This is a genomic window from Kitasatospora sp. NPDC092286 (assembly GCF_044755565.1).
In the GTDB taxonomy this organism is placed as follows: domain Bacteria; phylum Actinomycetota; class Actinomycetes; order Streptomycetales; family Streptomycetaceae; genus Kitasatospora.
Genome location: NZ_JBIVRD010000004.1, coordinates 49,406 through 75,526, shown reverse-complemented (window position 1 = coordinate 75,526; position 26,121 = coordinate 49,406). Strand labels below are relative to the sequence as shown.

Here is a 26,121-nt window from a genome sequence, read left to right as displayed (position 1 = left end):
GCCCGGTGCGGAACCCCCGTTGTGAGCCAACGAACCTAACGACCAGAGGTTCCCGGCCGGGCCCGGACGTGGATGCGTTCGCCCTGCGGCCCGAACAGGCTCAGGAACTCGACCGGCGTCGGCCCGGCGTTGCCGAAGGCGTGCGGGATCCGGGTGTCGAACTCGGCCGCCTCCCCCGCGGTCAGGACGAGATCGCGCGAGCCCAGGAGCAGGCGCAGCCGGCCCGCCAGGACGTACACCCACTCGTGACCCTCGTGCACCTTGGGCTCCAGCTCGGGCCCGGCCCGGTAACCCGGGGGCATGATCTGCTTGTAGGCGTGCAGCCCGCCGAGGTGGTGGGTGAGCGGGACGAAGGTCTGGCCGCCCCGGGTGAACGGCCGGGCGTGGATGCGCGGATCCCCGGTGGCCGGGGCGCCCACCAGTTCGTCCAGCGGCACCCGGTACTCCCGGGCCAGCGGCAGCAGCAGTTCCAGGGTGGGCTTACGCTGGCCGGACTCCAGGCGGGAGAGGGTGCTGAGGGAAATGCCGGTCGCGGCGCTCAGCCTGGCCAGGGTGGTGCCACGCTCGCGCCGCAGCGCCCGCAGACGCGGGCCCACCGTGGTGAGGACGGTAGAGAAGTCGTCGGCCATGTCTTCTATTTGCCGAGGCGGCAAGCGTGGTTGTCAAATCAGCTTGCCGGCACGGCGGCCGGCGGAACCGCGGGGCGGCGGGCGGCGCCGGGGAGCCCCCGCGGCCGGCCGCCTCCCGGCCCGGTGCCGCCCCTCAGTGTGCGCCGCCCCTCAGTGGCCGACGCCGAGCATGACCCGGGCGATCAGCTCACGGCGGCTGGCCACCCCGGCCTTGGCGAAGACCGACTTGAGGTGGTCCTGCACCGTGTAGGGCGTCATCGTCAGCAGCCGCGAGACGTCCCGGGTGTCGCAGCCGCGCACCAGCAGCAGCGCCACCTCCTGCTCCCGTGCCGTCAGCCCGTACGCGGACAGGTAGAGCGGCATCACGTCCGCCGGGGTGGCCTCGGAGGCCACCACCGTCACCTCGCCCGCCGTCCCGCCCCGCAGCGCCGAGGCGTGCAGCACGAACCAGCGGCCGTCCCTCGCCTGCACCCGGATCTTCCGCTGCGGGGCGGGCAGGCCGTACGCCGCCCGGCGGGCCTGCTCGGCGGCGATCGCGAAGGCGGTCGGCACCGCGAGCGCCGACGGTGTGGGGTCGGCCAGGCCGGCCAGCAACTCCTCGGCCGGGCCGGACATCGCGAGCAGCCGGTTCGACGGGCCGAGCAGCAGGACGACCGGCGCCCCGCCGTCCGGACAGGACTCGTCCTCCGGCCCGTCGCCGGGCGGCGGGAGGTGGCTGGCCCGCAGCGCGTTCCCCAGGTGCCGGGCGGCGATGTCGGCGAGCTCGCGCTGGTGGCCGAGGTACGGCCCGCGGTCCCCGGCCCGCATGAACGCGGCGCACCCCCACATCCCGCCGTGCGCGTCGAAGACGGCGCGCAGCTCGTCGCCGAACCCGGCCGGGGCGATCTGCTCGCGGTAGCGCACGCTGTGCTCCGGTCGCCCCTTCGTCACCCGGTTCAGTGTCTCGGCCCGCACGCCGCTGCGGCGGATCTTGGGGAAGGTGGCGACGTCATCGGACCAGATCTCCAGGCGGACGGCGTCCTGGAAGCTGTCGAGGCTGAGGTCGTCGCTCAGCACGGAGTTCACCAGCCCGGTCGCCGGGTCGGCGGTGTGCCAGCAGACCGCGTCGAACTCCATGACTCCGCGCAGCAGTTCGTCCGCCCTGCGGAACACCTCGGGGGCCGTCAGCCCGGCCCCGGCCAGCTCCCGCAGCCCCTCGATCGCCTGTTGCGCCGCCGCCCCACGAATCCCACGTGATCCCATGGCCGGAAGCTAACACGCAGACCAGTCAGCGGTCATGCGCCGATCGTAGGGGGTCGACTCCGACTCATGGCGGGGTCCCGGCCACTCCGTACGGCTACGCTGCCCGCCATGAGAACCGAACTGACCAGGGACAGCGTGGCGATGGGCGACGACGTGTCGGCTCCGCACGCCGAGCGGCGCGAGTTCCCGGACGGCATCGGTGTGCGGGACGCCGTCGTCTCGGTGCTCGCGGACGGCTACCTCGCGACCGTCCAGGGCGGCCGGGCGACCTGGATCGTGGTGGCCGCCGACCGGACCCGCCTCGCGGTGGTCGCCCAGCAGTGGGCCGCTCCCCGGCTGCTGCCCGCCGCCGGCCAGGGCCCGCTCGCCCGGTTCACCGACCGGGACGGCGTGGTGCGGCTGCACTTCGACTACCGGCAACAGGCGGACCCGGAGGCCGAGTTCGAGCGGCTGTCCGCCACCGGGGCGCGCGCGGACGGTTAGGCCCCGCCCGGCCGAAACGGCCCGGCGGAGGAGACGCCGGGCCGTGACGGAAGGGGTGTCAGGACTTGGAGAGGGTGAAGGCCACGGTGGCGTTGTCACCCGAGCCGCCCGTCCGGCTGCAGGTGTAGTTGGCGGGAGCGGTGCAGCTGTACGAGTTGCTGCCGTAGTAGGGGTTGTTCCAGTGGACCACCACGTTGCCGGCGCCCGCCACGAGGTAGCTCACCTCGCCCTCGGTACCGGTCATGAAGCCTTCGGACTCGCTCTGCCAGGAGCCGCTCTGACCCGGCATGATGTTGACGGTGGACAGCTGGTTGTCACTCCGGATTCCCCAGTCCAGGCTCGCCCCGTTGCGCGAGAGCAGCTGGCCGGAGTTGTTGTTGAGGGTCACATGGGTGCTGCGCTTCGCCTGGACCAGCGCGGGGGCGGCGGTCTCGGTCACCGCGCGCAGGTTCCTCGGTCCGCCGGAGATCGAGAACGTGACCTCGGCATTGTCCCCCGACCCTCCGCTCCGCGAGCAGGAGTAGGTCGCCGGCACCGAGCAGAAGTAACTGTTGGAACCGGTGCAGGGGTTGTTCCAGTGGATTTCCACCTGCCCGCCGGCGACGGCGAAGTTGACCTGCCCCTCCGTCCCCGTCATGAATCCGCACGACTCACTGGCCCAGGAGTTGGACTTCGTCGACGGAATGTTGTCGGGCGGCAGCTGGTCGTTGGTCCAGCACCCGTGGTCGAGGTTGCTCCACACCCGCTGCATGCCCTGCGTGGAGTTGTTGTTCACCACCACGCGAGTGCTGCGGGAGGCCGAGGCGGCGGCGGGCGACTGCGCGGAGTCCGTCGCCGCGGCGGTGGTGGCGGGCGCGTCGGCACCGGGGCCGGCGGCCTGGGCGGCGGGCGCCAGCGACAGCGCGCCGCCCACCATGACGGCGGCGGTCAGCCTGGCATCGGTGGCCTTCCGACGGACGTCCTGCTTCGAAGAACTGGACGTTCACAGAAGAATACTGACGCACCGTCAACGACTTCCCGCGTGCACCGGCAGGCCAGAGCTCGTGGCCGCCGGCGGAGCCGCGATGTCGTCCAGCAGGGCCATGGGCTGGGTCCGGCGGGTCACCCCGAGCTTGCGGTACGCGTTGGTGAGGTGGGTTTCCACCGTGCGCCGGTCACCGTGATCCAAATAGATCATGAACGCGTCATCCTGTGAAGCTTGGTGACTATCCGTCACCATCCGGCCAGAACGGCCTGTTCGCGCGGTCACGGCCGAACCGTACGGATCGGCGCGGCGGGCACCCCGCCCGAGCGCTCGACGGCGACTCGGGGTCGGCGGGCGCAGCCCGGCTCCGCCGCACGGGATACGGCCCGGCCCCACGGTCAGCGGGGCTCGGCCGCCCGGTCGTGGCCGCCCCAGATGAGGATGCCGTGGTCGTGGACGAAGCGGGCGATCGGGTCGAACCAGTCGGTGAAGGCGAACAGCATCAGGCTGACCGCACCGCCCAGCAGCCCGCCGATCGCGGCCGCCGCCCCCAGCAGCCCCAGCGACCGCCGAGCCACCCCGGACCACCCCCGGCCCGCCCCCTCGTGCTCACGTTCGCCCACGGCCACCCCGTCGAATCGTCGCCCGAATCCCCCTCGGTGCACCGAGGATCCCCGCCCAGCCCCCCGGGCGCCACCCAAGCAGCCCACAGCGAAGCCGAGTTGTGATGCGGCCCGGGCGCGCCCGCCAACCCGGCCAACTCTGCAAAACTTCTCTTGCGATAGGCCCGGGCAGCGGTAGCGTGCCCCCATGGTCAGCGAAGAGCACCGGCGCGTCCTCGATCCCGAGCGGGACTCGGCCGCCCTGAAGGCCCTCACCCACCCCCTGCGCATCCGGCTGCTCGGGCTGCTGCGGCTGGACGGACCGGCCACCGCGAGCGAACTCGCCGTCACGACCGGGGAGTCGTCCGGCTCCACCAGCTACCACCTGCGAGTGCTGGCGAAGTATGCCTTCGTCACCGAGGCCGAGCACCGGGACGGGCGCGAACGCCGCTGGCGGGCGGTGCACACCGTGACCACCTGGGACAACCGGGCGATGAGCGCCGCACCGGAGAGCCGCGCCTTCATCGGCCTCGCCCGGCGGCGGCAGGTCGAGCACCTCGCGGCGGCACTCGCCCAGCACGAGGAGGATGTCGCAACCGGCCGACTGGGCGCGGAGTGGCTGGCTTCGTCCGGTATCGACGACCTGGTGCCCCGGCTGACGCCCGAGTCACTGGCCGAACTGTGGCACCTGTTCAACGGCAAGGTGGCCGAGCTGGCGGCCCGCGACGAGGGCGCCCCCGGGCCGAGCAGGTCGTCCTGCTGACAGCGGGCCTGCCACTCGCCGCGCCCGCGCCTCCCGTTCCGTCCGCCGAGGACGCCTCACCAGGCGAGGAGCCCACGCCCGGCAAGGAGACTCCACAAGGATGTCCTCGGAGGAACCATCCCCGCGCGGGCGGGCAGTAGCCCCAGAGATTGCCTCAGCGGGGAACAGGTCGCCCCTCCGATCTCGCGATTCGGATCGTAGGAGCCATCCCGGCTACGGCCAGGTCTGCGGCGTCGAAGTCACATACTCCTGGGCCATCCTCGCAAGTGGCGAGGCAGAGGTGATGCTACCGCTGCCCCGCCGTACTATCACCAGTGGCAGCGTCATCGTCGTTTGTTCCGCAATGGCGATCACGATCCACTCTGGCGGACGAGCACGAGTCCACAGCCGTAGGCACGAGCTGAACCGATACCGTCGGCCAGGGTGCTGTGGAGAGCGCCGGGATCGGCTACGACGAGTGTGCCCCTCACTTCGGAGCGGTTGATCTTGAGTCCCGCGTGGTGGCTGCTCGTGACGGGTGGCAGCATGCGAACGGCGAGTGATTGCTGGTCAATCTCGGCGCCGATGAATCGGGCGCCGCCCTCACCGGTCGTGGCCTCACCGGTCGGCCGTGAGCGCTTCATCAACCATTCACGGACGTGATCCGGCCTGGCCGCAGCGAGTTTGCGCGAGCGGCCTGCCGGGCTCCGGAGATCCCTGCGGGCGGTCAGCGCGTTGACGACCGTGCGAAAGGTGAACTGGTCACCCTTGCGCAGGGGCTGGTCGACGCTGATGGTCTCGATCTTGGTGGTGAGCGCATCCTTGGGGATGAGGGACCAGTCCGGGGTGACCTTCGACTGGATGACCAGGAGCAACGTATTGGTCTTGAGGTCGACATTCCAGGTTGACAGGATGCCCATCTGGGCTCGGGCGTCCGCTTGTCCGTCGACCCAACCACGGAAGCCGCTCATCACCAGGCGGTGCATGTCCTGGGCGTCGAGAAGGCTCTTCGCGGCAACGGGGTGCCGGGCGTCCAGCGCGATGACGCTGTGACAGGCGATCAGTCGGGTTGTCATGGGATCAGGTCCTCCCAGCGGATGGCAGGGTCAGGGTCGGGGGTGAGCCGGGTGCGGATCTCCCAGCGGACGGCATGCATGCGCCGCGTAGGGTCGAAGGTGACCGGCTGGTCGGTGATCCGGCTGGCATTCCTGCTGCCCGGCGGGGCTTCACACCACAGCCACGGCCTGTCCGCAGTGGCGTTGGGGAGCAGACTCGCCGTCCGGAGGACCTCCTCCAGGGTTCCGGGGTGCACCCCGCCGGCGATGGTGCCCGATGGCGGGCAGGACTTCCGTCCGAGCCAAAGCAGCCGCTTCGGCTGTTCGAGCGCGTCGGCGATCTCCTTCAGCAGGTCACGGTCCGGGCTCTGGAAGGCTGCGACGAAGGCGGCATCCGCCAGGTACCAGCGGTAGGTCTGCATCGGATCACGGCGCAGGTTCCCGGCGGTGAGAACCCCGGTCTGGTCGTCCGGGGCGATCTCCTTCGGCGCGCCGTACCAGGAGGCGAGTGCGGTGCCGACCGCTCGGCCGAACGTCGGACCGCTCTCACCGTCTAGCCACGCGGCCGCCGCCGCAGCGCGCCGGTGATCCGTGATGAGGTCACGGGGGCGTAGCGGCATCGGGCCGCCGCCGACGATCTGGTAGTCGTGGACGGGTGTGCCGGGGCGGTCGGCGCGGACGCCGAAGCGCAGGGCTGCCAGGTGGCCGATGTCGGCGGTGTAACCGAGGCCTAGTGCGGCGGCGATCATGCCGATGCATCCCGATTTGGTGGGGTGCAGCTGGGTGTCGCGGCGGTCGAAGCGCGAGCCGCTCCCCCATGACTGGAGGGGTGCCGCGAGCCGTGCGAGGAGGACGGAGTCCGTCACGGACGGGTCAGCTCCTCGATGGTGTTGACCTCGGTGCCGGGCAAGGTGCCGTTCTTCGCCTCCTCGGCGAGCAGTCGCTCGACCGCGAGGTCGTAGGTGAGGAGGCGGGCCGGGGTGATGTCGTCGCGCTTGCGGGTGACAAGGGCGTGCTGGGCGAGGAGACGGCGGGTGGCTTCGAGGGAGGCGGGGCCGTCGCTCTCTTCGAAGATGGCGTTCTCGAAGGCGAGGCCGTAGTTGAACGGGCGCTTGCCGTCGAAGGCCATCACGAGCTTGGGGAGTGACCCGGTGGAGGCCGTGGTGTTGGTCTTGGCCCGCGGCTGGGAGTTGACGAAGGCGTCGACCACCTCCAGTTCCGCTGCCGCCGCGGCGGCCTCGATCTTCTCGGCCTCCATGCCGGCGGCAGTCAGGTTGGCGCGAAGCTTGTCACGGTCCAGGACGGCGTGGCGGTAGAAGGTGCCGGAGATCAGGGACTGGTATCCGGTCATGCCGGCACCGGAGTCCTCGGCGGCGTCCAGGTAGTCCAGGGCGTTGGCGCGGGATCGGTTCCTGCGGTCGAGCTTGGCGTCGTCGGCGGCCGAGTAGAAGTCGTCGATGTGTTCGGCCGGCTGGACAGTGAAGGCGTGGGCGGTCTGGATGGCGCCGTCGACGTTCGGCGAGTCGGCGATCTCGGCGAGGAAGCGGCCGTAGAGCGCGATGTCGATGGCGTCGCCGGGGGCCAGGGCGGTGAGGACGGCCGCACGCAGATCCTTCGGCAGAACGGGCAGCTTCTCGTCGGCGTCCTCGTCGCCGGTCTCCTGCGGCTCGTCCGCGGGCACCCCGCCCTCCTTTCGGATCCTGGCCTGGGCCCGGCGCTTGGCGGCGGCCTTCGCCTTCTTCTCCGCGGCCGCGCTCTGCGCCGCCACGTACCCGCCGCTCCACTCGGCGACGGCCTCGCGGCGCTCGACGAGACTCGTGGCGAGGGCCTTCCCGGCGTTCTCGGGGGCGAACAGCAGGACCTTGGTGAGGTCGGCGGTGTTCGGCTTGTCACCGAACTTAAGCCCTACGCCGCTCAGTACGGCTTTGGCGGTCGCCAGCGCCGTTTCCTTGTCCCAGCCCTGGGCTTCCAGCTCGACGGCGGTGATCTTCGCCCACTCACGCGTGCGAAGGCCCATCGTGTGGCCGGCCAGCGGTCCGTCCCCGGTGTTGGCGCGGGTGCGGGAGTAGGTGCGTTCCGCACGCCTGCGGGACTGCGAGGTGATCATGGTCCGGAGGTCACCCCCGAGACTGATCGCCTTGGGCATGCCGTTCTCGTCGCGGACCGGCAGGACCGCGACCATAGTCTCCAGGAGGTGCAGGGAGAGGTACTGCGGGCCGGTGAAGGTGGCGGGTTCGGCGGTCACTGGGCGTCTCCGATCGGAGCGAGGGCGGGGACGTTCCCGCGCGGTTCGGGGGCGAAGGTCGGGGTGTAGAAGGAGCGGGCCCACTGGTACTGGACCGGTCGGCCCTTGCCGGACCATCCGGCGAGGTCCTCGGTGAGCGTCGTCCAGGACGGAGGGACGGTGTCGCAGGACCTGGCGCGCTCGATCACGTGCTGAAGATGACGCCAGGGAACCCTGCGGGAGGCGACGACGCGGTCCAGCAGCCGTACCGCCCCCGGGTTGGCCGGCCCGCGGCCCGCTCCCGTGCCGATTCGGCGCAGAGCGGCGCCGGTGTCGCCTGCGCCGGGGGACGGGACCAGGCGCCCGGCGTGGTAGCGGGCGAAGAGAAAGGCGACCTGTTCGAAGACCCGGCGGGTGTCCTCGGAGGGAGCGAAGTTCGCGGCGGTGAGGCGGGCTTGGGTCAGCGCGGCCGGGCGGCGCAGGTCGGCGAGCTGCCCGTACTGCCGGGCGCGTACGAGGCCGCAGAGCCAGGCGGTGAGCTGCTGCCCTGGGGAGGGCACCGGTGGATTCTGGGCAGGGTCGGTCATGGGGTGGTCTCCTTCAGCGGGTCCGGCGCCTTGGGGCTGTCCAGTTCCTCCTTCAGCCGTTGCTCGGCCCGGGCACGGGCCTGCAGTCCTCGGCCGGTCGGGGGGAGGCTCTCCAAGCGGGCCCTGAGAGCGTCCGTGGCGATGGCGCGGACGGTGCTCCCGAACCGGGAGATCACTGCCGCGACCGGGTGACCGTCGGCGACGGCATCGAGCATGGCGTGAAACTCCACACCGGTGCCCGCCCACATCTCAGGTTCGCCATTGAAGCGCGCCAACTGGCCCGGCTTGTCGGTCGGTTTGGGGTTCGGATAGGCGTGATCGCGGGCGGCGGCGGCCGCGCACTGGAGTGCGGTGGCCGCGTACTCGGCGACTTCGGAGCCCTGCTCGCTGGCGTGCCGGAGGCCGGCCTCACGGCCGGGTACGAACGGGAATCGGTCGTCCACCCAGGCGATCGGGTTGCCCTTGTCGGCCAGCAGACCGACCGCCCACAGCTCCGGTCGCCGACTGCGCAGCATGGCGAGCCGCCCGTACAGGTCGCTGCCCTTGACGCGCTCGGCGACGGCCGCGTACAGCGCGTGCGATTCGCACCACAGTTCCCGGGACGCCTGCGGCTTGAGGGTCACCGGCTTGCGGTTGCGCATGACCATGACCTCGTCCTGGCGGTAGGGGGCCTGGAGGTCGGTCAGCGTCTCACCGGGGCCGACGAGGACACGGTCGACCCCCGGCTCGCCGTCCGGCATCTCGACCGGACGGAGTGCGATCGAGCGGCCGAGGACCGTGTGCAGGTCGGCCGGCCCGTCGAGCGGCCGGGTCTCGCTGGCACCGGTGTGGGTGAATGGCCGGCGGGGGCGGTCGCCCCACGTCAGGTTGAGAGTGCCTGGTTCATCGTCCCACGGGGAGAGGTTGAGCCGCAGGGTGTCACCAAGCGTGGGGCCGAGAGCGAAGACGCGGACGCGTGAGCCGAGGCGACAGGTCGACAGGTTGGTGAACGGTGCGGGAAAGCCCATCTCCTTGGCGGGAATACGGGCACGGCGGCCCTGGCCAAAGGTGTGCTGCGTCAGCATCGCACGCCACGCGGCATCGGCCGGCAACGGTTCGACGTGATGCAGGTGGCGGTGGTCGAAGTGCTGGTTGTAGTCGCCGGCGTGCTCGATGACGAGTTGGGCCGGCCCGACGCCGAAGGTGTTCAGGTGACGTAGCAGCGCGGCGTTCTGGCCCAGGGGCCGCTCGGCGTCGAAGAGGTCCCATGTGCCGTCATGGTCAGCGAGCCAGTCGGCGGCCGGTGCGAGCGGTTCACGTTTCTCCACCCACGTCAGCCACTCTCCGGGGGTCTCCGGGTAGTGCTCGGCGGCGTACAGCATCCCGAGCAGCCATTCGAGGAGTGCCGCGGTCTCTCCAGGAGTGCCCCCGTAGATAGCGGCAATCCGGTCAGCGTCCCTCAACGCCCGGACGCCCGACACCTTCGTGAGCTCCGGCTCGCCGTCGATTGTCAGTGCCGGGATGCATGCTCGATGCCGTGGATCCCAATGCAAGACCACTCCTTCTCTCCGAGGGGTGTTGCCGCTCCTGCGGACCAGCACGGTCAAATTCGCAGACACCGTTGGATACGGTTGCGGGGCACGACAGTAGCAGGTCTTGGGAGGGCACTCTTGACAGCACATCAGAATCTCAACATCTCTACCCATCATGCTATTTGGGGGAAAACTGACAAGAGTCGGCGATCGCGCGGGAATGGCCGGCCGGCGTGGAATCCGCTCACCGCACACATCCTCGACACCGCCGCATGCACCGGCCAGCTGTGGGACCGCTACCTCACGCCCGGGATGCGTCTGCGGCTCACCGAGGCCTTCGGAGCCGGCGACGAGGCCACCGCCAGGAAGACCGTCATGCTTCTCGCCGGCCTGCACGACCTCGGCAAGGGCTCGGGCTGCTTCCTCCGCACTTTCGGAACGGGCCTCCGTGATGATCCAGGGCTCAGGGGAGCCGAGTTGGCCGCTTGGCGGTCGCTCGCCTCCACCGTCCGCCTCCCCTGCGACGACCACCCCAACGGACAGGTCAGCGCCAGACACGAACACATCACCGCCGTCCACCTCCCCCGGCTCCTCGGCTGCGCCTGCGCCGACTGCGGAGGAAGCGGGGACGAGATCTCCGGCCTGCACTCCGTCGCCCTGCTGCTCGGCGGCCACCACGGCCACATCCCCGACATGGACACGGTCAGCCGGGCCGCAGGTGCTGCCCCACTCGACGCCTGGGAGCCGGTCTACCGCAAGCTCATCGCCGAGGTCGCCGATCTGATCGGCGTCACGCTCGCCACCCTGCCCGATCTCGTGAGGCCCGAACGCCCGTCCGTCCTACCGATGTTCACCGGACTTGTCATCCTCGCCGACTGGATCGCCTCCAGCGACGACCACTTCACCTATCGCCGGCTCGGCGATCCACCGGCCGCATGGTGGTCGGCATCGCGGCACCAGGCGGAAGCAGCAATCACCGAGTTGGCGCTGGACCGATGGCTGCCCGAGCCCAAGGCCTGGCCCGAGCTGTTCCCCAACTCCCGGCCCCGCCCCTTTCAGGCCGCCGCGCTCGCCGCCCTCCCGGCCGAGGGCCCCGCCATGGCCGTCGTCGAGTCCGACACCGGTTCGGGCAAGACCCGACTGGCCTTCGCCATCGCCCACCACCTGGCCAGGACCTGCGGCCACCAAGGGCTCTTCATGGCTATGCCAACCCGGGCCGCCACCAATCAAGTGGCGGACGAGCTGGCCGACTTCGCCGAAAACTCAACCGGCCGCACGGCGACCACCAACCTCGCCGTCGTCCACGCCACCGCCGAGGCCACCGATCTGGTCCACCGCTTGGTCGACGCCTCCCGCACCCGCCGGCAGAACGCACTTCGCTCCCTGCCCGACTCCATCGCCGCCGCTTCGGCCGACAGCGGAGAACCCGGCCGGGTCGTCCTCGATCCCTGGTACCTACGAAGCTGCCTCGGCCTCGTCTCCACGTTCGGGATCGGCACCGTTGACCAGGTCGTCCTGGTCCCGCAGCCCGCCCAGCACTGGATGCTGCGCTTCTTCGGACTCGCGGGGAAGACGGTCATCATCGACGAGGCCCACGCCTACGAACTCTTCCAGCAGGGCATGCTGGGCGCCGCCGTCGAATGGCTCGCCGACGGCGGGGCATCCATCGTCGTCCTCTCCGCGACGCTGCCCGTGTCCGTACGGGAAGCACTCGTCCAAGCATGGTGCACGGGCCGTCAGGTCACAGCCAAAGACGCCGGGCAGACCGGTCCCATCACCGTCGTCGACCAGCACGGCACCATCCACCGCACCGGGAGCTCCGGCACCCCGACCGACCAGCGGCCTCGGGCCCTCACCGAAGTACGCCTGAGGCCGCTGCCCGGGCCCGTAGGACTCGCCACCCACCTGCTCCACGAGGCGTCCGGCGGGGGCGTCACCGCCGTCGTCCGCAACCGGGTCGGCTCCGCCGTCGAGCTGCACCGTACCGTGCTCGACCTCAGGCACAGACACGGCTGGCACAGGAACGAGATCGTCCTGCTGCATGGCCGACTCATGGGCCGCGACCGCCTCCCGGTCGAGGCGCGGCTGCTCGGTGCCCTTGGGCCCGGTCCGGACCGCGACCGACCCAATCCCGCGCGCCCTCACCGGCTCCTTGTCATCGCCACCCAGATCGTCGAGCAGTCCCTCGACATCGACTTCGACAAGGTCTACACCGACCTCGCGCCGATCGACCTGCTCATCCAGCGCCGCGGGCGCCTGCACCGCCATTCTGTCAACACCAGACCCGCCTGGTGCCGCGAGCCCGTACTCACCGTACTCTGGCAACCCGACACCGTCGGCCTGCCCATGGTCGAGCCTCCAGACACCGGGAACGGCAGGCCGAAGGGAAACCGCGACGGAGGCGTCTATGCGCCCTACACCCTCGCCGCCACCTGGCACGCCCTCACACAACGGGCGGACGAAGTCGGCCGGTACGCGATGAACGCCCTCGACCACAGCACTCTCATTCACGAGGTCTATGGCCCCGCCGTCCCACAACCAGGCCCGCTCGGGCAACTCCTCGCCCGCACCAAAGCGGTCTGGCACGCCGCGCTCACCAACGAGCAGGGCGAGTCCACTGCCCGCCCATTCCGTCCGTACGGCCGTCTCGGCCGGACCCCCGCCTCCGTGTACGGGCTCGCGTCCGGGAAGGCGCACGGCGGTGGCAAGGAGAAGGGCGCACCCGGCATCACCGCACTCTCCCGGCTCGGCAAACCCTCGATCGACTGCCTCGCCCTCTACCGGCAAACGGACGGTGCACTCACCTACGACCGCGACGGCAACCTGCCCGCAGACACCCAGTACCACCCTGCCAACACCGCCGCACGCCGGAAGCAGCAGAAAGACTTCCTCCTCAACACCATGGTAATTCCAGCGACATGGGCGACAGCACCCAACCCATTCCCGCACCCTGCCGACCGGCCCCGTCGCGACCGCCCCGCGCTGCGCTACCTGCGCACGCTTTTCCTCGATCCCGCAACCGGCTGGTGCATCGCCAGCCCCCTCGACATCACCTACACCCCGGAAGAAGGACTCAGCCGGTGACCTGAGGGTGCTCCTGTAGAGCAGCAATGCCGACAGCCCCAGCAGACCAGGGTTGCGGGCAAAGAGGTACCGGCCCCACCCACGCGGGGAGCGGCTCGGCAAAGAAGCCCGGAGAACGCCGCCCGGCCACAGCGCCTTCCAGGGATTTCAGGTTAGCCTCACCTAAGTGAAACGGGTCGGCCGGGCGTCGACTCCCCCGCTGCGCCCGCTTCACCCGTTCGCCTGCCCGCCCGTTGAAAGGAGCCGGCCTTGTCCACCGCCACCACCCCCGCGTCCGCACCCTCCCGCTCCTGATCGTCCGCACCACAGCGGTCACCCCGCACATGTTGCCGGCGAGGCCGCCGCCGTCCGGGAGCTGCGCCGCCACCTCGTCGGCGAACGCGGAATCGACCGCCGCGCCGTCTGCTTCATGGGCTACTGGCGTACCGGACGCACCGAGGACCAGCGCGCCGACGAAGGCCCCGCCGCCGACACGGACGACTGAGCCCCCGGTCGGTGCACACCGCCCCGGCGCGCGGCCGGGCACCCGCCGGTCCCGGACCGCTCCACGTCAGCGGAGTGCCGCCGCGTGGTCCGGCCGCAGGGGCCGCCCGGTCAGTCCTCCTGGGTGGCCGTCAGACCCCACCGGATGGCCCGGCGAGGACCAGCACCGCGCCCAACGCCCCGGCCGCACCGACCAGCGCCCGCTTCGCCGTCTGCTTCATCGCGATACGCCCTGACGATCCGTCCGGACCGGCCGCACGTGGAACCGCGCGGCCGTCCGTCGCCGTTCTTCGGCACCCGAACGACCCTACGGCGGCCCACTGACAAGTGCGGCGGACCAGCCCGCTACCGGTACTCCCGCAGCCGCGGCCGGACGCCGATCGCCAGGCCGGTGCCGAGGGTGACCGCCTCCTTCAGCCGCCCGGCCGGGGTGCGGGACGAAGGTACGAGAAGGCGTCCGCCCCCTGCCCCGCGGCGACGGGGCAGGGGGCGGCGCGGGCCGTGCCGTCCGGCGGGGAGGCGCGGTTCAGCGCACGGCGATGACGGCCGCGGCAGCGACGACCGGCGGCCGCGGATGCGGCGGGCGGTCGTGGTGGCGTGCCGGGCGGTTCATGCCCTTCATCCAAGCCGTCGGCGCGGGCGGGGGGCAAGCCCCTCCGGCCCGCCCTGACGGAACCCTGACGCCCTGTCCGAACGTCGTGCCGCTCACGGCGGGTCACGGGCGAGCCGCGGCACTCAGAGCCAGTTGCGGCGTTTGAACACCAGGTAGAGGCCGGTGCAGACGAGCGCCATCAGCCCGATCGCGAACGGGTACCCGAACGCCCACTTGAGCTCCGGCATGAGCTCGAAGTTCATGCCGTAGACGGTGCCGATCAGGGTCGGCGCGAAGAGGATGGCCGCCCAGGAGGAGATCTTCTTGATCTCGTCGTTCTGCACGTGCCCGGCCTCGGCGAGCTGCTTCATCTCCTCGTTCTGCCGCTGCGAGACCAGGGTCGCGTTGACGGTCAGGATGTTCTGCAGCATCTGCCGGAAGCCGTCCACCCGCTCGGCGGCGTACGTGGCGTGGTCGGCCACGTCCCGCAGGTAGCGCTGGAGCTCGTCGTCGGTGCCGTACTTGCCGAAGCCCGCCTCCAGGCTCTTCATGATCTCCAGCAGCGGACGGGTGGCCCGCTGGAACTCGATCACCTCGCGGGAGAGTTCGTAGATGCGGCGGGACACCTGCGGGTCACCGCCGAACACCTCGGTCTCGATCTCGTCGATGTCGTGCTGCAACCCGGCGATCACCGGCGCGTACCCGTCGACGACCGCGTCCAGCACCGCGTACAGCACCGCCTCGGGGCCGAGCGCGAGCAGCTCCGGGTCGGCCTCCAGGCGGCTGCGCACCGCGGAGAGGTCCGGGGCCTGCGAGTGGCGCACGGTGAGGACGAAGTCGGGGCCGACGAAGAGGTGGATCTCGCCGAAGTCGACCTCCTCCACGTCGTCCAGGTAGCGGGCGGCGCGCAGCACGACGAAGAGCGTGTCGCCGTAGCGCTCCAGCTTCGGCCGCTGGTGGGCGACGATCGCGTCCTCGACCGCCAGCTCGTGCAGGTTGAACCGCTCGGCGGCCTCCAGCAGCTGCGCCTCGGCGGGCCGGAACAGGCCGATCCAGGCCATCGTGCCGGGCTTGCCGGGCAGCTGGCGGTAGATGTCGGCCAGGCTGGCGGGTTCCTCGACCCGGTGCCCGCCCCGGTAGACGGCCGCGTCCACGACGGAGCGCTCCAGCGTGACGGGCTCCGCGGGCTGGTCGGGCCTCGGGTCCATCGAGTGCTCGGGCGCCGGCTGCGCGTCGCCGCCGCGCGGCGTGGTGACGGAACGGGAGAACGGACGCTTGCTCGCGCGCACGGCGCGCACACGCCAGTCGGACATGGCGGGGTACCTCCACGGGTCGGTGTCCGCCGCTGCCGAGGCCGGGGGCCGCGGGGTCGGGCGGGGCGGGGGCGGGAGGCGCCCGGCCGTCCTCCACCGCGCACGGCGCCCGGACCACGCGGCCGGAGCCGCCGCTGTCAGCGGCGGGCGGTACGGCGGCGGGGTGCGGGAGCGGTACGGGAGGAGAAGTGCCGGGTGCCAGGAGAAGAGGGGGACGTCCTGGGGCGGGGCCGACTTCGGCCCGGACTACTGCTCTCCACAGGTCTCACCTCCTCGCCGTCGGGGCGCCCGTACTCGGGTCGCCGTTACCGGGGCCATCAGGGAGATCCACACCACGCGCCGCGGGCACACCTGGCCGCGGGACGGGCGGGGCACCCCTGATCTCGTCAGAGCTTTGGCACGCCACGGCGTAGCACCCGGGGGTGCAGCCACTTGGGATCACCCCTTAGGCCGGGGAGACCTGTCCTGAACCTGGGCGTCTCTCGACGTCGTGGGGTCAGTGGCCTGTGTCCGTGGCGACGCCTCACCGAACGAGGTGCCTTCACAACTGTGCCAAGTCTAGTACCCGCGCGACCGCGCCCTTGACCAGGGCCTCCGCCGAGGCCTCCACCGGGGCCCCGACGGGCCCGGGCCGCCGCTTCGGCTCAGCCCAGTGCGAGGTGGGCGGCGGTGTACGGCAGGGCGACCGTCTCCAGGCCCCCGACGCTGCCGAACACCGGGTGGACGTTGACCTCGAAGACGACGCCGCCGTTCTCCGCGCCGAGGTCGACACCGCCGAGCGGCAGGCCCAGGGACTTGGTCGCGGAGACGGCCAACTCGGCCAGACCCGCAGGCAGTTCGCCGTCCTCCAGCAGCGTCGAGACGGCGCCCTGGATCTCGTTGCAGGGCGCGTCCGGATCCGGCTGGACGTGCTCGACCGCGCGGACGACGCGCCCGCCGAGCACCACCACCCGGTACTGGTGGCGCCGGCCGTCGGCGTTGAAGTTCCCGGCGTCGCGGGCGATCAGCCAGTCGGCGCCCGAGGCCACGTAGTGGTCCGCGGCGGCGGTGAGCTGGTCGCGGGTGGTGACGTGGAAGACATCGTTGCCGCCCATTCCGACGGTCGGCCGGGCCCAGACGTCGCCGCCGAGGCGGTCGAAGGCATCGACGGCGGCCTCGGGGGTCGGCCGGGAGAGCGCGATGGTGGGCATGTGCGCGATGCCGTCCCGGCTGAAGCGCTCGACGGTCCGGTCCTTCTCGGTGGCCGCCCGCCAGCCGTCCGTGTCGGTGCCGAGCGAACGGGCGCCGTACGCGCGGAGCCGCTGCTGGCAGGCCTCGAAGGCGCGCCGCTTGTGCGGCGGTATCTCGTAGACCAGCACGGTGTCCGCCGTCACGGCGAGGCCCTCGGCCGGCACCTCCAGGCGGAGCCCGCCGTCGGCGGCCGGGCCGATCCGGCCGGTGCCGCCGCGCATGAAGTGCCGCGCGTCGAGCAGGACGGGCGCCCGGCCGGTGAGCATCCGCGCGGCGGTGGCCAGAGTCTCCCGGCTTCCCTCGGTCGAGCTGTGATCCGTCATCAGAACGAGCTCGCTTCGCGGCATGCCGCCATGGAACAGGCCCCGCCCGGCCCGGGCAAGAGCGTGTTCCAGGCCTGGCCCCGCCTCCGGTGGCCGGAATCCTCTTCGTTCCCGGTCGGACCGGGGCCGGGTCGGTGCCCGCGTCCGGGCCCTGGCCGAGACCGCTCGGCTGCTCGATGCCCGTGGTGGCGGCATCGGCATGCTTCACATCAGCGACCTCTTCCTCGCCCGCGGCCCCTGAGCGAGGCGAGTCAACCGAGACTGTGGCTTTCCAGTTCGGTGAGAATCTCGAAGAGCTGACTCTTCGCGCGAAGGAATTCGTCACTCATTGCACTCACACTGAATTCCCCAAGGGTTTCCGCGCGGGCTTGTGCTTCGATCTCCGCTGCCATATCGGCCAGCACGTCAGCCCCCAGGGCCCTGGCGCTGGACTTCAGCGTGTGAGCGGCCCGCCGCACCTCGTCGTTCTGCTGACTGCCCGACATGGCGGATATCAGTTTCGGCGCATCTTCCACAAACAGCTCGGCCAGTTCAGCAACCGAGGAAGCCCCGCCCAGGTCGTCACAGAGACGCTCCAGAACCTCTCGGCTGACCGAAGTGTCGGAGTGCTCCGGCTGCGGGGTGGTGTCCTGCTCGCCGCCGGGTGCGGACACACGGCTCAGCGCTTCAGCCAACTGGTCACTCTTTATCGGTTTCGCTATGTAGTCGTCCATGCCCGCGGCAAGGCAGATTTCGCGGTCGCCCTGCATCGCGTTCGCCGTCATCGCGATTATGTAAGGACGGCGGCCGGCCTCAAGCATTTGATTGATCTTCCGCGACGCCTCGAGGCCGTCCATGACGGGCATCTGCACGTCCATCAGCACGACGTCGTAGCAATCATTGAGGACGGCATCGACGGCCTGACTGCCGTCGTCGACTATCTCGGCGGTGTGGCCGAGTTTCCGCAACATCAGCGTAGCGATCTGCTGATTCACCGCATTGTCCTCGGCCAGCAGGATTTTCAGGTCAGAAGACGCGCCGTCAGGAGACGTACCCTTGCTCGGGGAAGGGCTCACCCCGGCGGGTTCCCGCTTGCCCACGATGACCGTCACAAGCGCATCATGCAGCTGCGAAGCCCTTATAGGCTTGGTCAGGACCGCGGAGAATTCTTCACGGTCGATCAGTTCTCTGGACGTCACCAGTGAGGTTGCCAGTATGAGCGGCAGACGTTCACGACCCAGGATCCGGTGGATCCTCCTGGCCAGCTCCACGCCATCCATCTTCGGCATCATCATGTCGATGACTGCCACATCAAACGGATCGCCCGACTCAAGTATTCTGAGGGAATCTTCGGGGAAGGCCGTTTCATAGGGCACCATGTTCCATGAATCAGCGTGCCGCCTGACCACTTCGCGGTTGACCGCATTGTCATCGACAATGAGCAGGCGCTTCAGTCGCAGTGGTTCTTCCGCGACAGGCGGCAGACTGCCTTCGGCGACCTCCAGATTGATTTCGAAGCTGAAGACAGAGCCGACACCGCTCTTGCTCTCCACCTTCATGAAACCATCCATCATCTCGACGAGGCGCTTGCTGATCGCCAGCCCCAGGCCCGTCCCCCCGTACCGGCGAGTGGTGGACGAATCCACCTGGCTGAAATCCCGGAAGAGTCGATCCATGCGATCTTCAGGGATGCCTATACCCGTATCCGAAACGGAAAAATGCAACCGCGTGGCCCGGTCGTCCCCGTCGACATCCTCAGTGGTTCTCACCGAGACTACGACTTCACCGGTCTCGGTAAATTTAATCGCATTGGAGAGGAGGTTGGTCAGTACTTGCCGGAGACGCATTCCGTCGCCGACCAGCCTGTCCGGAACGTCAGGCTCAACCAGGCAGGCAAGTTCGAGCGATTTTTCTGCGGCACGGGTGGCAATCACCCCGACCGCGGAATCCATCATATCACGCAGGGAGAACGGCCGGCTCTCCAGCTCCAGCCCGCCGGCTTCTATCTTGGAGAAGTCCAGAACGTCATTGATGATACCAAGCAGGGCCTCCCCGCTGGAATTGATGATATCAACAAAGTTTCGCTGTTCGGACGTCAGTTCAGTAGACAGCAGCAATTCAGTCATCCCGATGACTGCGTTCATCGGGGTCCTGATCTCATGACTCATGGTGGCCAGGAACGAGCTCTTGCTGCGGGCCGCGGTCTCCGCGACCGAGCGCGCGTCCTGCAACTCCCGCTCTGCCTTCGCCCTTTCAACCACGCGTGACAGCTGAGCGCCGACCTGAATCAGCAGCTTCGTGAGCATCTCGTCCTGGCTGATTTTTCCCGGCGCGGCAAAGAACTCAAGCACAAAAATGACTTCGGATTCACAGAAAACAGGAAGCGTCAGGAACTCGGTGATTCCGAGTTCACGACAGGACTTGATGTAATCTATTTCTTCGTCCTCGCTGCCGACGGTGCCTGTCAGCGCCTCGGTGGACAGCAGGGCGCGTCCGGCCGGCCCACGCCCCCGGGGAACCATGAGCCCATCATTCGCCTGCAGCGCTCGCAGGTGTTCCGGATCGTCCGCCCACCAATAACGCGAGTACGAGGCAAGCATGCCGCTGTCCGGCGAGAACGACAGCGCATGACCGGCCGGGCACCCCGTGAAGGTGCATATTCCTTTTACCGCGGCAAGCAGCGGATCGCTCACCTGGAGCGCGTTGTTGCATGCCGCAGCCACCGACTCCAGCAGTTCCAGACCCCGCTGCTTCTCGAGCTCCTGGTTCTTTGCGTCATGCAGCTTGCGAATCATTTCCTCTGATATCAGCTCGGCCTGCCGCCGCGCCTTGCGTTCCTTGTTCAGTAGGCTTTCCAGCAGAGCTGCTTCCCGATCTATATTCCGCTCACGCTCCACCGTAATCTCCTATGACGCTAGCCTTACTTCAAATACGCATTCTTCGTCCCCTCGCCCGGTGCATCTGGGCTGCTTGATCTGAACGGACTCCCCGAAGTGAACGGCCGCACCCTCGATAAGTCCTTCGCCGAACCAGCACAGCTGTCGTTCCGACCTGTAGCTCATGATGAGTACATCATCGGACGACGTATCGAATCTGAAACTAGGCACATCGGCACCGGGATAGAGCCGCCTCACTTCGGGATGTATGATGTCGTTCAGTGTCAGCAGGAAGGTTCGAGCCGAGCTGTGTCTCTCGAAGAACACGGGATATCTTTCGGCGAAGATCGGCAGCGCCTCGCGCCCCAGCCAGCGAACAATTTCGTCTTCTGACATACCGAACATGGACGCCGCTTCGGCAACTATTTTCAGGAACTCGGCATCCGGGTAGTTGCCGAGCGACGTATACACTCCCTCAACACCTGCAGCGTTGATCAGGTCTTCCCATGCGGTCAGGCCGTACTTCTGCGAGACCACCTCATTGAAGAGATCAAAAACGACGCCCTTCATCGCATCTCATCCCCTTGCCCTGACGTCTCGACGGCAACCAAGTCCACGGATCCGAGGGTGCCGGCTTTCACGAGTGCCGCGATTGATTCTCGAATGCCATTTTATGCGAAGACATCTTCATCGCTTATTACTGTGGCGTCTCCAGCAGCCGCATATTGAATGAGCGGAACCAGCATACGCCCGCCCGGACACCGGTGCGACTGGAGGGGAGGATGGCAGACCGGTCGCCATGGAGCGCTCTTGCCCCCGTACACCTTTGGCGCCGCGCGTGAGCCGGTACAGTGCGCCTTTAGGGCCTTTAGGGCGCGGCACGCCTTCAGCCGGCGGCGGCCCCTTTCGATCCATCTCCCCAGACACCGACGGAGGACCGCTTCCCGCGAAGGGATATCTCTCCGACGAAGACGAGGTCGTCGGAATGCCTGCTCAGCATGGCGTAGGTTTCGTTTGAGATCAAAATCGCGTGCGGTACCTCTTTGGTCATTTGCTCAAGACGGGATGCGGTATTGGTGGTATCACCCACCGCCGCATACTCGAGGCGGCGTTCCGACCCTACTGTTCCGGACATCACCGGGCCACTGTTCAAGCCGATTCCGATTCTGAATCCCGTACCCAGGCCTTCGCGCTTCAGCCACGTATTGAAGTCCAGCAGGGCTTCCTGCGCCATCATGCGGGCCGCGGCCAGGGCGAGGTCGGCATGGCATTCCTCCTCGATCGGAGCCCCAAAAGCGGCCATAATCCCGTCGCCCATGTAGGACACCAGGGTACCGCCGTGATCGAGAATAACGTCACTCATGGAACCGAGATAGTAGTTCAGGGCATTGATCACGAGATCCGGCGAACTGTCCTCGGCCCAGGACGTGAACCCGCGCAAGTCTGCGAACATTATCGTTGCGACGCATTTTTCTCCCTTCAGCCTGAGATCCTCGCCGGCCTGCAGGAGCACTTTGTCGACTATAGCTGTGGGAACGAATCGCCCAAAGATGCTGCGGACCCTCTCCTGTTCCAGGTCGTGAATCCTCTTCCGGTTGAGGCTCGCATCCATCCTCGCCCGCAGCAGGATCTTGTTGGCTGGCTTCGGAATATAGTCGGTTGCTCCGAGGCCAATCGCTTTGACAACACTGTCTATATCTTCGATCGCCGAGATCATGATGACGGGAATGTGACGAGTCCTCGTATCCTGCTGGACGCGTTCCAGCACGCCGAAACCATCCATCTCGGGCATCTCGATGTCGAGGAGAATGACGTCGACGTCGTTCTCCGCCAAAAGATCACAAGCGACCCGCCCGTTTTTTGCCGCGAGTGTCAGATACCCCTCTCTTTCGACGAGCCTGATGAGGAACATCCTGTTAACGGGATCATCGTCCACCACTAGGACGCACGGGCGGTCCAATCTCATATCGAATCCTCCTTGCAAATGTCTCAGCACCCGGCAAGGGTCGGGGACTCAAGTCCCGGCGGACAGTCCACCAGGTACGCGCACCCGATATCTGCGCGTCGTCCAGGAACCAGGTGAATCGGCTTGGTGATCCTTACCCGCGTTGATTCCTCTCTGTCACCACCCAAAGTGGTGGCTGCCATTCCCATTATTCGCGGCCAATCCTCGTGGCGCCAGACCTGATGAGACCTTGGGAGCCCTTTTCAGGTGCAGGTCGTGCGGGTGAGGGTGGCGACGGTGACTGAGGACCTGCCCGCACTGTGTGTGGCCGTACTTGTGGTTACCGCTCACCTTCCGTGAGATGGAGGAGCTGATGCCGGAGCGCAGCGTGATCGCCTCCCAGGAGGCGGGCCGCCGATGGCGCCTGAAACTCGGCCAGGCCTACGGCGACAGCTGCGGCCCGGTGACAGGTGGTACTTGGAGGAGGTCTTCATCATGATCAACGGTGACTGTAAGTACCTGGGAGGGCGCGGGCACAGCGGTAACCGTCCGCGTTCAGTGGCATCTCACCCCGCTTCAGACCCCGCCGCCACGTCATGACCGCTGGTCGGCACCGACTCGAAACGATTATCCGCCTCGCCATCTGTAACCACATCACCGAGCCGCCGGCCCGCCCGCGGCAGGCTGAACCAGGCCCGGAAGCGAGCCCCGGCACGCCCCGAGACGCCCCCTCCGGGATGCCGGACGCCGATCCGCACGGACTCCGGCGGCCGTACCCGCGAGTTCCTTGAACTGGCGCGCGGCGCGCGGTCGATGATGGTCCTACTCGGTGGGGACGGCCATCACCGACGGTATCCACCAGGTGGTGCCGAAGGTTCCGGCGCCGGCCTCGGCACCGGCCGTCGAGCCCGCCGGGGGCACCGCCGGTCGTTCGCCAGGAACGTCCCGGCCCCAGTGCCCAGTTGCGTGTCGCCGCATCCGCGCGGCCCGCGACACCGGCCTGCGGAACCTGCCCCCGGCCCCGGTTGTGGCACAGCTGGCAGGCAGGGCTCCCGCGTAGCACAATCGAAGTATGTTCAGCCGCTCAGGGCCCCAAAGGACATGGCATGAGCTACAAACCGATTGAGAACTACGGAGTAATCGGGGACATGCACACGGCGGCTCTGGTCGGCATGGACGGCTCGATAGACTGGTGCTGCCTTCCGAGATTCGACTCGCCAAGCGTCTTCGCCCGCCTGATCGATGATGAAAGGGGCGGGTACTTCAAGATCTCGCCGGTACTGTCGGGGCGCTGCCAGCAGATGTACATGCCCGACACCGCCGTTCTGATCACGCGCTTCCTGAGTGCGGAAGGCGTAGGCGAACTGGTCGACTTCATGCCCGTCAAACAGTCCGCCTCCCGCGTGACGTCGCACCAGATTGTGCGAGTCGCCAAGGCGGTTCGCGGTAACATACCTTTCCGCCTGGACTGCTTTCCCGCCCTTGATTTCGCGCGGCAGGACCACGAAATCAGCCAGGAGGGGCGCGGGGCCGTATTTCGCGGTGGCGAGATCTCCGTTGCTCTCACCAGCCGCTTTCCGCTGGCCACGGTGGGCTCCGGGGTCTCTGCCGAGTTCACGCTGCATGAGGGTGAGGAGGTGACGTTCCTGCTCCGCCAGGTGGAAAGCCTCGGCGGCGAGGCTGATCTCCTCGAGGCGCGCCTGACCGGCCAGGACCTCCTGCACCGCACTATCGACTACTGGAAGAGCTGGCTCGGCCAGTGCACTTATACCGGCCGATGGCGGGAGATGGTGCGGCGTTCGGTTCTCACGCTGAAGCTGCTGACACACGATCCCACCGGCGCTATCGTTGCGGCTCCGACCACCAGTATTCCCGAGGAGATAGGAGGGGAAAGGAACTGGGACTACAGGTTCACTTGGATCAGGGACGCCGCGCTGACCCTCCTCGCCTTTATGAAGCTGGGATTCACGGAGGAAACCATCCGCTTCATGGAGTGGCTCGAGGACCGCGCCAAAGAGACCGGCGAGGGTTACCCGCTGAAGCTCATGTATCGAATTGATGGCAATGCTCAACTCGATGAAATGACACTGGACCACCTGCAGGGCTACCGGGAATCACGGCCGGTACGCATCGGCAATGACGCCTCGAACCAGCTCCAGCTGGACATATACGGCGAGCTCCTCACTGCGATCGAGCTTTTTGATGCGCGCGTCTGCCATATATCTTATGACTTGTGGTGCCATCTCCAGCGAATGGTTTACTGGGTCGCCGACAACTGGCACCGTCCCGATGAAGGAATATGGGAGATCCGGGGCGAGAAGCAGCACTTCGTCTATTCGAAACTGCAGTGCTGGGCAGCCCTCGACCGGGCCCTGCGCATATCTTCCCGTCGTGGATTTCCACTCGACAGTGACCGCGTGAGGAGTCAGCGTGATGAGATATTTCAAACCATCATGCAGGAAGGCTACGACTCACAACGCAAGACCTTCGTTCAGTATCTCGGCTCAGATGCCGTGGACGCCAGCATTCTCGCCATGCCCATGATCGGTTTCATATCACCGAAAGACCCGCGGATGCTCGGCACACTTCAGAGCATCATGGAAGACCTTTCGTCGGACAGTCTCGTGTACAGGTACGAGGCGGACAAGGCCGCGGGTGACGGACTCCGCGGCGGCGAAGGGACCTTCAATATCTGCACGTTCTGGCTCGTCGAGGCCATGGCGCTGGCCGGGCAGGTGGAACCGGCCCGCTTCCTGTTCGAGAAGATGCTGACTCACGCCAACCACCTGGGGCTTTTCGCGGAGGAAACGTCCGCATATGGAGAAAGTATCGGAAATTACCCGCAGGCCCTCACCCATCTGAGTCTCATAAGTGCCGCGTGCACCCTTGACGAAGCCCTGGGGAGGGGAACGGTGTGATTCGAGAAGATCGTTCAGCGGCCGGCGGATACCTCGACAGACCGGCCGAATACTGGATGTCCTTTGTTCGCAGCGACGATCCGACCGAACGGCGGCTGGGCGTCTACGCGCTGGGAGAGATCGGTTCGGTCGAGGTCGTACCCGCGCTCGAAGCAGCGCTGCACGACTCTTTCAGCTTCGTACGGGTCTGGGCGGCGGCCGCTCTGGCCAGGGCAGCCTGCGACAAGCAGAAAGACGCGGTCCTCGCCCTCTCGGCAGAGAGCGCGGATTCCGCCGGCTTCGTTCGCAGCCTGGTGGCCTGGTCCCTCGGCCGCCTCAGCTATCAGCAGGGCGGGGAGGCGGCAGCCGTCCAGACGCTTCGAGTCCTGCTCGAGGACCCGGATGCCAGTGTTCGCGCCGAGGCCGATCTCGCCCTGCACCAGATTCTCCGCAGGGCCCGACGAATGGGTCTCGACGACTGACCACCGGCTCCTGGCGGGAGGCACCCGCCCGCACCGGTTTTCTTCCAGCCGGTACTGATCGCCCGGGCCCCGTAAAGCCGGTGGGCCCACGACGACACGCGTCCCGCCCCGTTCGGGTGACATTCCCCCTACGGCGGGTTCCCGCTTCCCTAGGGTGCGGTTGCACGTTGGCCTACGAAGGGATTGCTCCATGTACCGTACCGTCCGCACCCTCGCCGTCCTGCTGGCCGCCGTCGGCGCCGTCGCCGTTCCGGCCCAGGCCTTCGCCGACAGCCCGGCTGTGACCACCACGACCATCACGGTCATCGGTACCGGCAACCAGCTCGCCGGCGCCGACATCTTCAACACCGGTGGTGACAACGTGGTGGGCTCGTTCGACGGCAACGGGTACCAGACCCCCTGACCTCGCACCGCCCACAACTGCCGCACCGCCCGCACCGACCCCGGTGCGGGCGGTGCGGCACGTTCGGACCCCTGCGCTCCGGGGGCGGTCAGCCCGTAACGGCGTAGTCGAGCGCCGGCCGCCCAGCGACGTGCCCAGGAACGCGGCGCTCTTCACCTCCAACGAGGCCGGGGCGAACCAGGTCGACGGTGTCGAGTTCGATGTGAGTACCAGGAAGGAACTCCGCGCCCGGGCGCGCACGGCCGCCGTGGCCGCCGCCCGCGAGAAGGCGGCCCTGTATGCGGAGGCCGCCGATGTCCGGCCCGGCCCCGTCATCCACATCAAGGACGTGGGCTCCGATCAGTTGCGGAACTCCTACCGCGGGCACCGCCAAGCCGGCGGGGCCGGGGGCGACCTCGCCCCCGGCAAGATCAGTGTCGCCGCGGGCGTGGTGATCGGTTTCTCGATCACCGGCGGCTGACAACACGCACAACAG

The 26,121-nt window shown here is 68.2% G+C and carries 23 protein-coding genes and 1 riboswitch; of the genes, 8 read left to right on the top strand and 15 right to left on the bottom strand.

The genetic code is table 11. From position 1 onward, the window contains the following. Window positions 1-35: 35 nt before the first annotated feature. Window positions 36-629, bottom strand: a complete 594-nt coding sequence (locus tag ACIQIB_RS06140; protein WP_400756950.1) for a helix-turn-helix domain-containing protein — start codon at window positions 627-629, stop codon at window positions 36-38. Window positions 630-779: 150 nt separating this feature from the next. Further along, on the bottom strand, window positions 780-1,871 hold the full coding sequence (locus tag ACIQIB_RS06135; protein ID WP_400756948.1) for a helix-turn-helix transcriptional regulator: 1,092 nt from the start codon (window positions 1,869-1,871) through the stop codon (window positions 780-782). Window positions 1,872-1,979: 108 nt separating this feature from the next. Here ACIQIB_RS06135 and ACIQIB_RS06130 point away from each other — a divergent pair, with 108 nt between their 5' ends. Further along, window positions 1,980-2,354 (top strand): hypothetical protein, encoded by a 375-nt coding sequence (locus tag ACIQIB_RS06130; protein ID WP_363607629.1) that lies wholly within the window; start codon window positions 1,980-1,982, stop codon window positions 2,352-2,354. 58 nt (window positions 2,355-2,412) lie between these two features. Here the strand turns inward: ACIQIB_RS06130 and ACIQIB_RS06125 are convergent, their stop codons facing one another. The 3 genes from ACIQIB_RS06125 to ACIQIB_RS06115 all read right to left on the bottom strand — a co-directional run bounded on the left by ACIQIB_RS06125 (window position 2,413) and on the right by ACIQIB_RS06115 (window position 3,896). Beyond that, entirely contained in the window at window positions 2,413-3,270 is an 858-nt protein-coding gene (locus ACIQIB_RS06125; protein WP_400756946.1) for an aegerolysin family protein, read from the bottom strand. 90 nt (window positions 3,271-3,360) lie between these two features. Next, on the bottom strand, window positions 3,361-3,531 hold the full coding sequence (locus ACIQIB_RS06120) for a hypothetical protein (protein WP_400756945.1): 171 nt from the start codon (window positions 3,529-3,531) through the stop codon (window positions 3,361-3,363). Window positions 3,532-3,716: 185 nt separating this feature from the next. Further along, the gene (locus tag ACIQIB_RS06115; RefSeq protein WP_400756943.1) at window positions 3,717-3,896 is read right to left on the bottom strand and encodes a hypothetical protein; all 180 of its coding nucleotides are present in this window, start codon (window positions 3,894-3,896) and stop codon (window positions 3,717-3,719) included. A 232-nt stretch (window positions 3,897-4,128) separates the two neighbouring features. On the opposite strand from ACIQIB_RS06115, the gene ACIQIB_RS06110 reads away from it, so the two are divergent. Then, entirely contained in the window at window positions 4,129-4,683 is a 555-nt protein-coding gene (locus tag ACIQIB_RS06110) for a helix-turn-helix domain-containing protein (protein ID WP_363607633.1), read from the top strand. 350 nt (window positions 4,684-5,033) lie between these two features. Here ACIQIB_RS06110 and cas6e read toward each other — a convergent pair whose 3' ends face one another. From cas6e to ACIQIB_RS06085, 5 genes are read right to left on the bottom strand one after another with little or no spacing between them, the layout of a single operon-like run. Then, window positions 5,034-5,738 (bottom strand): type I-E CRISPR-associated protein Cas6/Cse3/CasE, encoded by a 705-nt coding sequence (gene cas6e, locus ACIQIB_RS06105; protein ID WP_363607634.1) that lies wholly within the window; start codon window positions 5,736-5,738, stop codon window positions 5,034-5,036. Further along, window positions 5,735-6,583: a type I-E CRISPR-associated protein Cas5/CasD gene (cas5e, locus tag ACIQIB_RS06100; protein WP_363607635.1), complete on the bottom strand. Its 849-nt coding sequence runs from the start codon at window positions 6,581-6,583 to the stop codon at window positions 5,735-5,737. Before cas5e ends, cas6e begins: the two co-directional genes overlap by 4 nt. After that, entirely contained in the window at window positions 6,580-7,962 is a 1,383-nt protein-coding gene (locus ACIQIB_RS06095; RefSeq protein ID WP_363607636.1) for a type I-E CRISPR-associated protein Cas7/Cse4/CasC, read from the bottom strand. The genes cas5e and ACIQIB_RS06095 overlap by 4 nt, the downstream gene beginning before the upstream one ends. Continuing rightward, entirely contained in the window at window positions 7,959-8,528 is a 570-nt protein-coding gene (gene casB / locus ACIQIB_RS06090; RefSeq protein WP_363607637.1) for a type I-E CRISPR-associated protein Cse2/CasB, read from the bottom strand. The genes ACIQIB_RS06095 and casB overlap by 4 nt, the downstream gene beginning before the upstream one ends. Further along, window positions 8,525-10,066, bottom strand: coding sequence for a type I-E CRISPR-associated protein Cse1/CasA (locus ACIQIB_RS06085; RefSeq protein ID WP_400756942.1), 1,542 nt, complete (start codon window positions 10,064-10,066; stop codon window positions 8,525-8,527). Before ACIQIB_RS06085 ends, casB begins: the two co-directional genes overlap by 4 nt. Here ACIQIB_RS06085 and cas3 point away from each other — a divergent pair. Together cas3 and ACIQIB_RS06075 are read left to right on the top strand one after the other, a co-directional pair. Further along, window positions 10,040-13,123: a CRISPR-associated helicase Cas3' gene (gene cas3, locus ACIQIB_RS06080; RefSeq protein ID WP_400756941.1), complete on the top strand. Its 3,084-nt coding sequence runs from the start codon at window positions 10,040-10,042 to the stop codon at window positions 13,121-13,123. The genes ACIQIB_RS06085 and cas3 overlap by 27 nt on opposite strands. 166 nt (window positions 13,124-13,289) lie before the next feature. Beyond that, window positions 13,290-13,607: an SIP domain-containing protein gene (locus tag ACIQIB_RS06075; protein ID WP_400756940.1), complete on the top strand. Its 318-nt coding sequence runs from the start codon at window positions 13,290-13,292 to the stop codon at window positions 13,605-13,607. Window positions 13,608-14,341: 734 nt separating this feature from the next. On the opposite strand, the gene ACIQIB_RS06070 is transcribed toward ACIQIB_RS06075, so the two are convergent. The 5 genes from ACIQIB_RS06070 to ACIQIB_RS06050 all read right to left on the bottom strand — a co-directional run bounded on the left by ACIQIB_RS06070 (window position 14,342) and on the right by ACIQIB_RS06050 (window position 21,885). Next, window positions 14,342-15,511 (bottom strand): magnesium and cobalt transport protein CorA, encoded by a 1,170-nt coding sequence (locus tag ACIQIB_RS06070; RefSeq protein WP_363607639.1) that lies wholly within the window; start codon window positions 15,509-15,511, stop codon window positions 14,342-14,344. Window positions 15,512-15,882: 371 nt separating this feature from the next. Further along, window positions 15,883-16,053, bottom strand: a riboswitch (M-box (ykoK) riboswitch). A 102-nt stretch (window positions 16,054-16,155) separates the two neighbouring features. Continuing rightward, on the bottom strand, window positions 16,156-17,088 hold the full coding sequence (locus tag ACIQIB_RS06065) for a RimK family alpha-L-glutamate ligase (protein ID WP_400756939.1): 933 nt from the start codon (window positions 17,086-17,088) through the stop codon (window positions 16,156-16,158). A gap of 227 nt (window positions 17,089-17,315) precedes the next feature. Further along, the gene (locus ACIQIB_RS06060) at window positions 17,316-19,940 is read right to left on the bottom strand and encodes a response regulator (RefSeq protein WP_363607641.1); all 2,625 of its coding nucleotides are present in this window, start codon (window positions 19,938-19,940) and stop codon (window positions 17,316-17,318) included. 9 nt (window positions 19,941-19,949) lie between these two features. Further along, a complete protein-coding gene (locus ACIQIB_RS06055; RefSeq protein WP_363607642.1) occupies window positions 19,950-20,489 on the bottom strand; it encodes a heme NO-binding domain-containing protein in 540 nt (179 codons plus the stop codon). Window positions 20,490-20,805: 316 nt separating this feature from the next. Then, entirely contained in the window at window positions 20,806-21,885 is a 1,080-nt protein-coding gene (locus ACIQIB_RS06050) for a response regulator (protein ID WP_363607643.1), read from the bottom strand. Window positions 21,886-22,970: 1,085 nt separating this feature from the next. On the opposite strand from ACIQIB_RS06050, the gene ACIQIB_RS06045 reads away from it, so the two are divergent. From ACIQIB_RS06045 to ACIQIB_RS06030, 4 genes are all read left to right on the top strand, one after another. Next, window positions 22,971-24,782 (top strand): glycoside hydrolase family 15 protein, encoded by a 1,812-nt coding sequence (locus ACIQIB_RS06045; protein ID WP_363607644.1) that lies wholly within the window; start codon window positions 22,971-22,973, stop codon window positions 24,780-24,782. Next, on the top strand, window positions 24,779-25,243 hold the full coding sequence (locus ACIQIB_RS06040) for a HEAT repeat domain-containing protein (RefSeq protein ID WP_400756938.1): 465 nt from the start codon (window positions 24,779-24,781) through the stop codon (window positions 25,241-25,243). Before ACIQIB_RS06045 ends, ACIQIB_RS06040 begins: the two co-directional genes overlap by 4 nt. 190 nt (window positions 25,244-25,433) lie before the next feature. Beyond that, window positions 25,434-25,646, top strand: a complete 213-nt coding sequence (locus ACIQIB_RS06035; RefSeq protein ID WP_363607646.1) for a hypothetical protein — start codon at window positions 25,434-25,436, stop codon at window positions 25,644-25,646. A 130-nt stretch (window positions 25,647-25,776) separates the two neighbouring features. Further along, the gene (locus ACIQIB_RS06030) at window positions 25,777-26,106 is read left to right on the top strand and encodes an SIMPL domain-containing protein (RefSeq protein WP_400756937.1); all 330 of its coding nucleotides are present in this window, start codon (window positions 25,777-25,779) and stop codon (window positions 26,104-26,106) included. Window positions 26,107-26,121 lie beyond the last annotated feature (15 nt).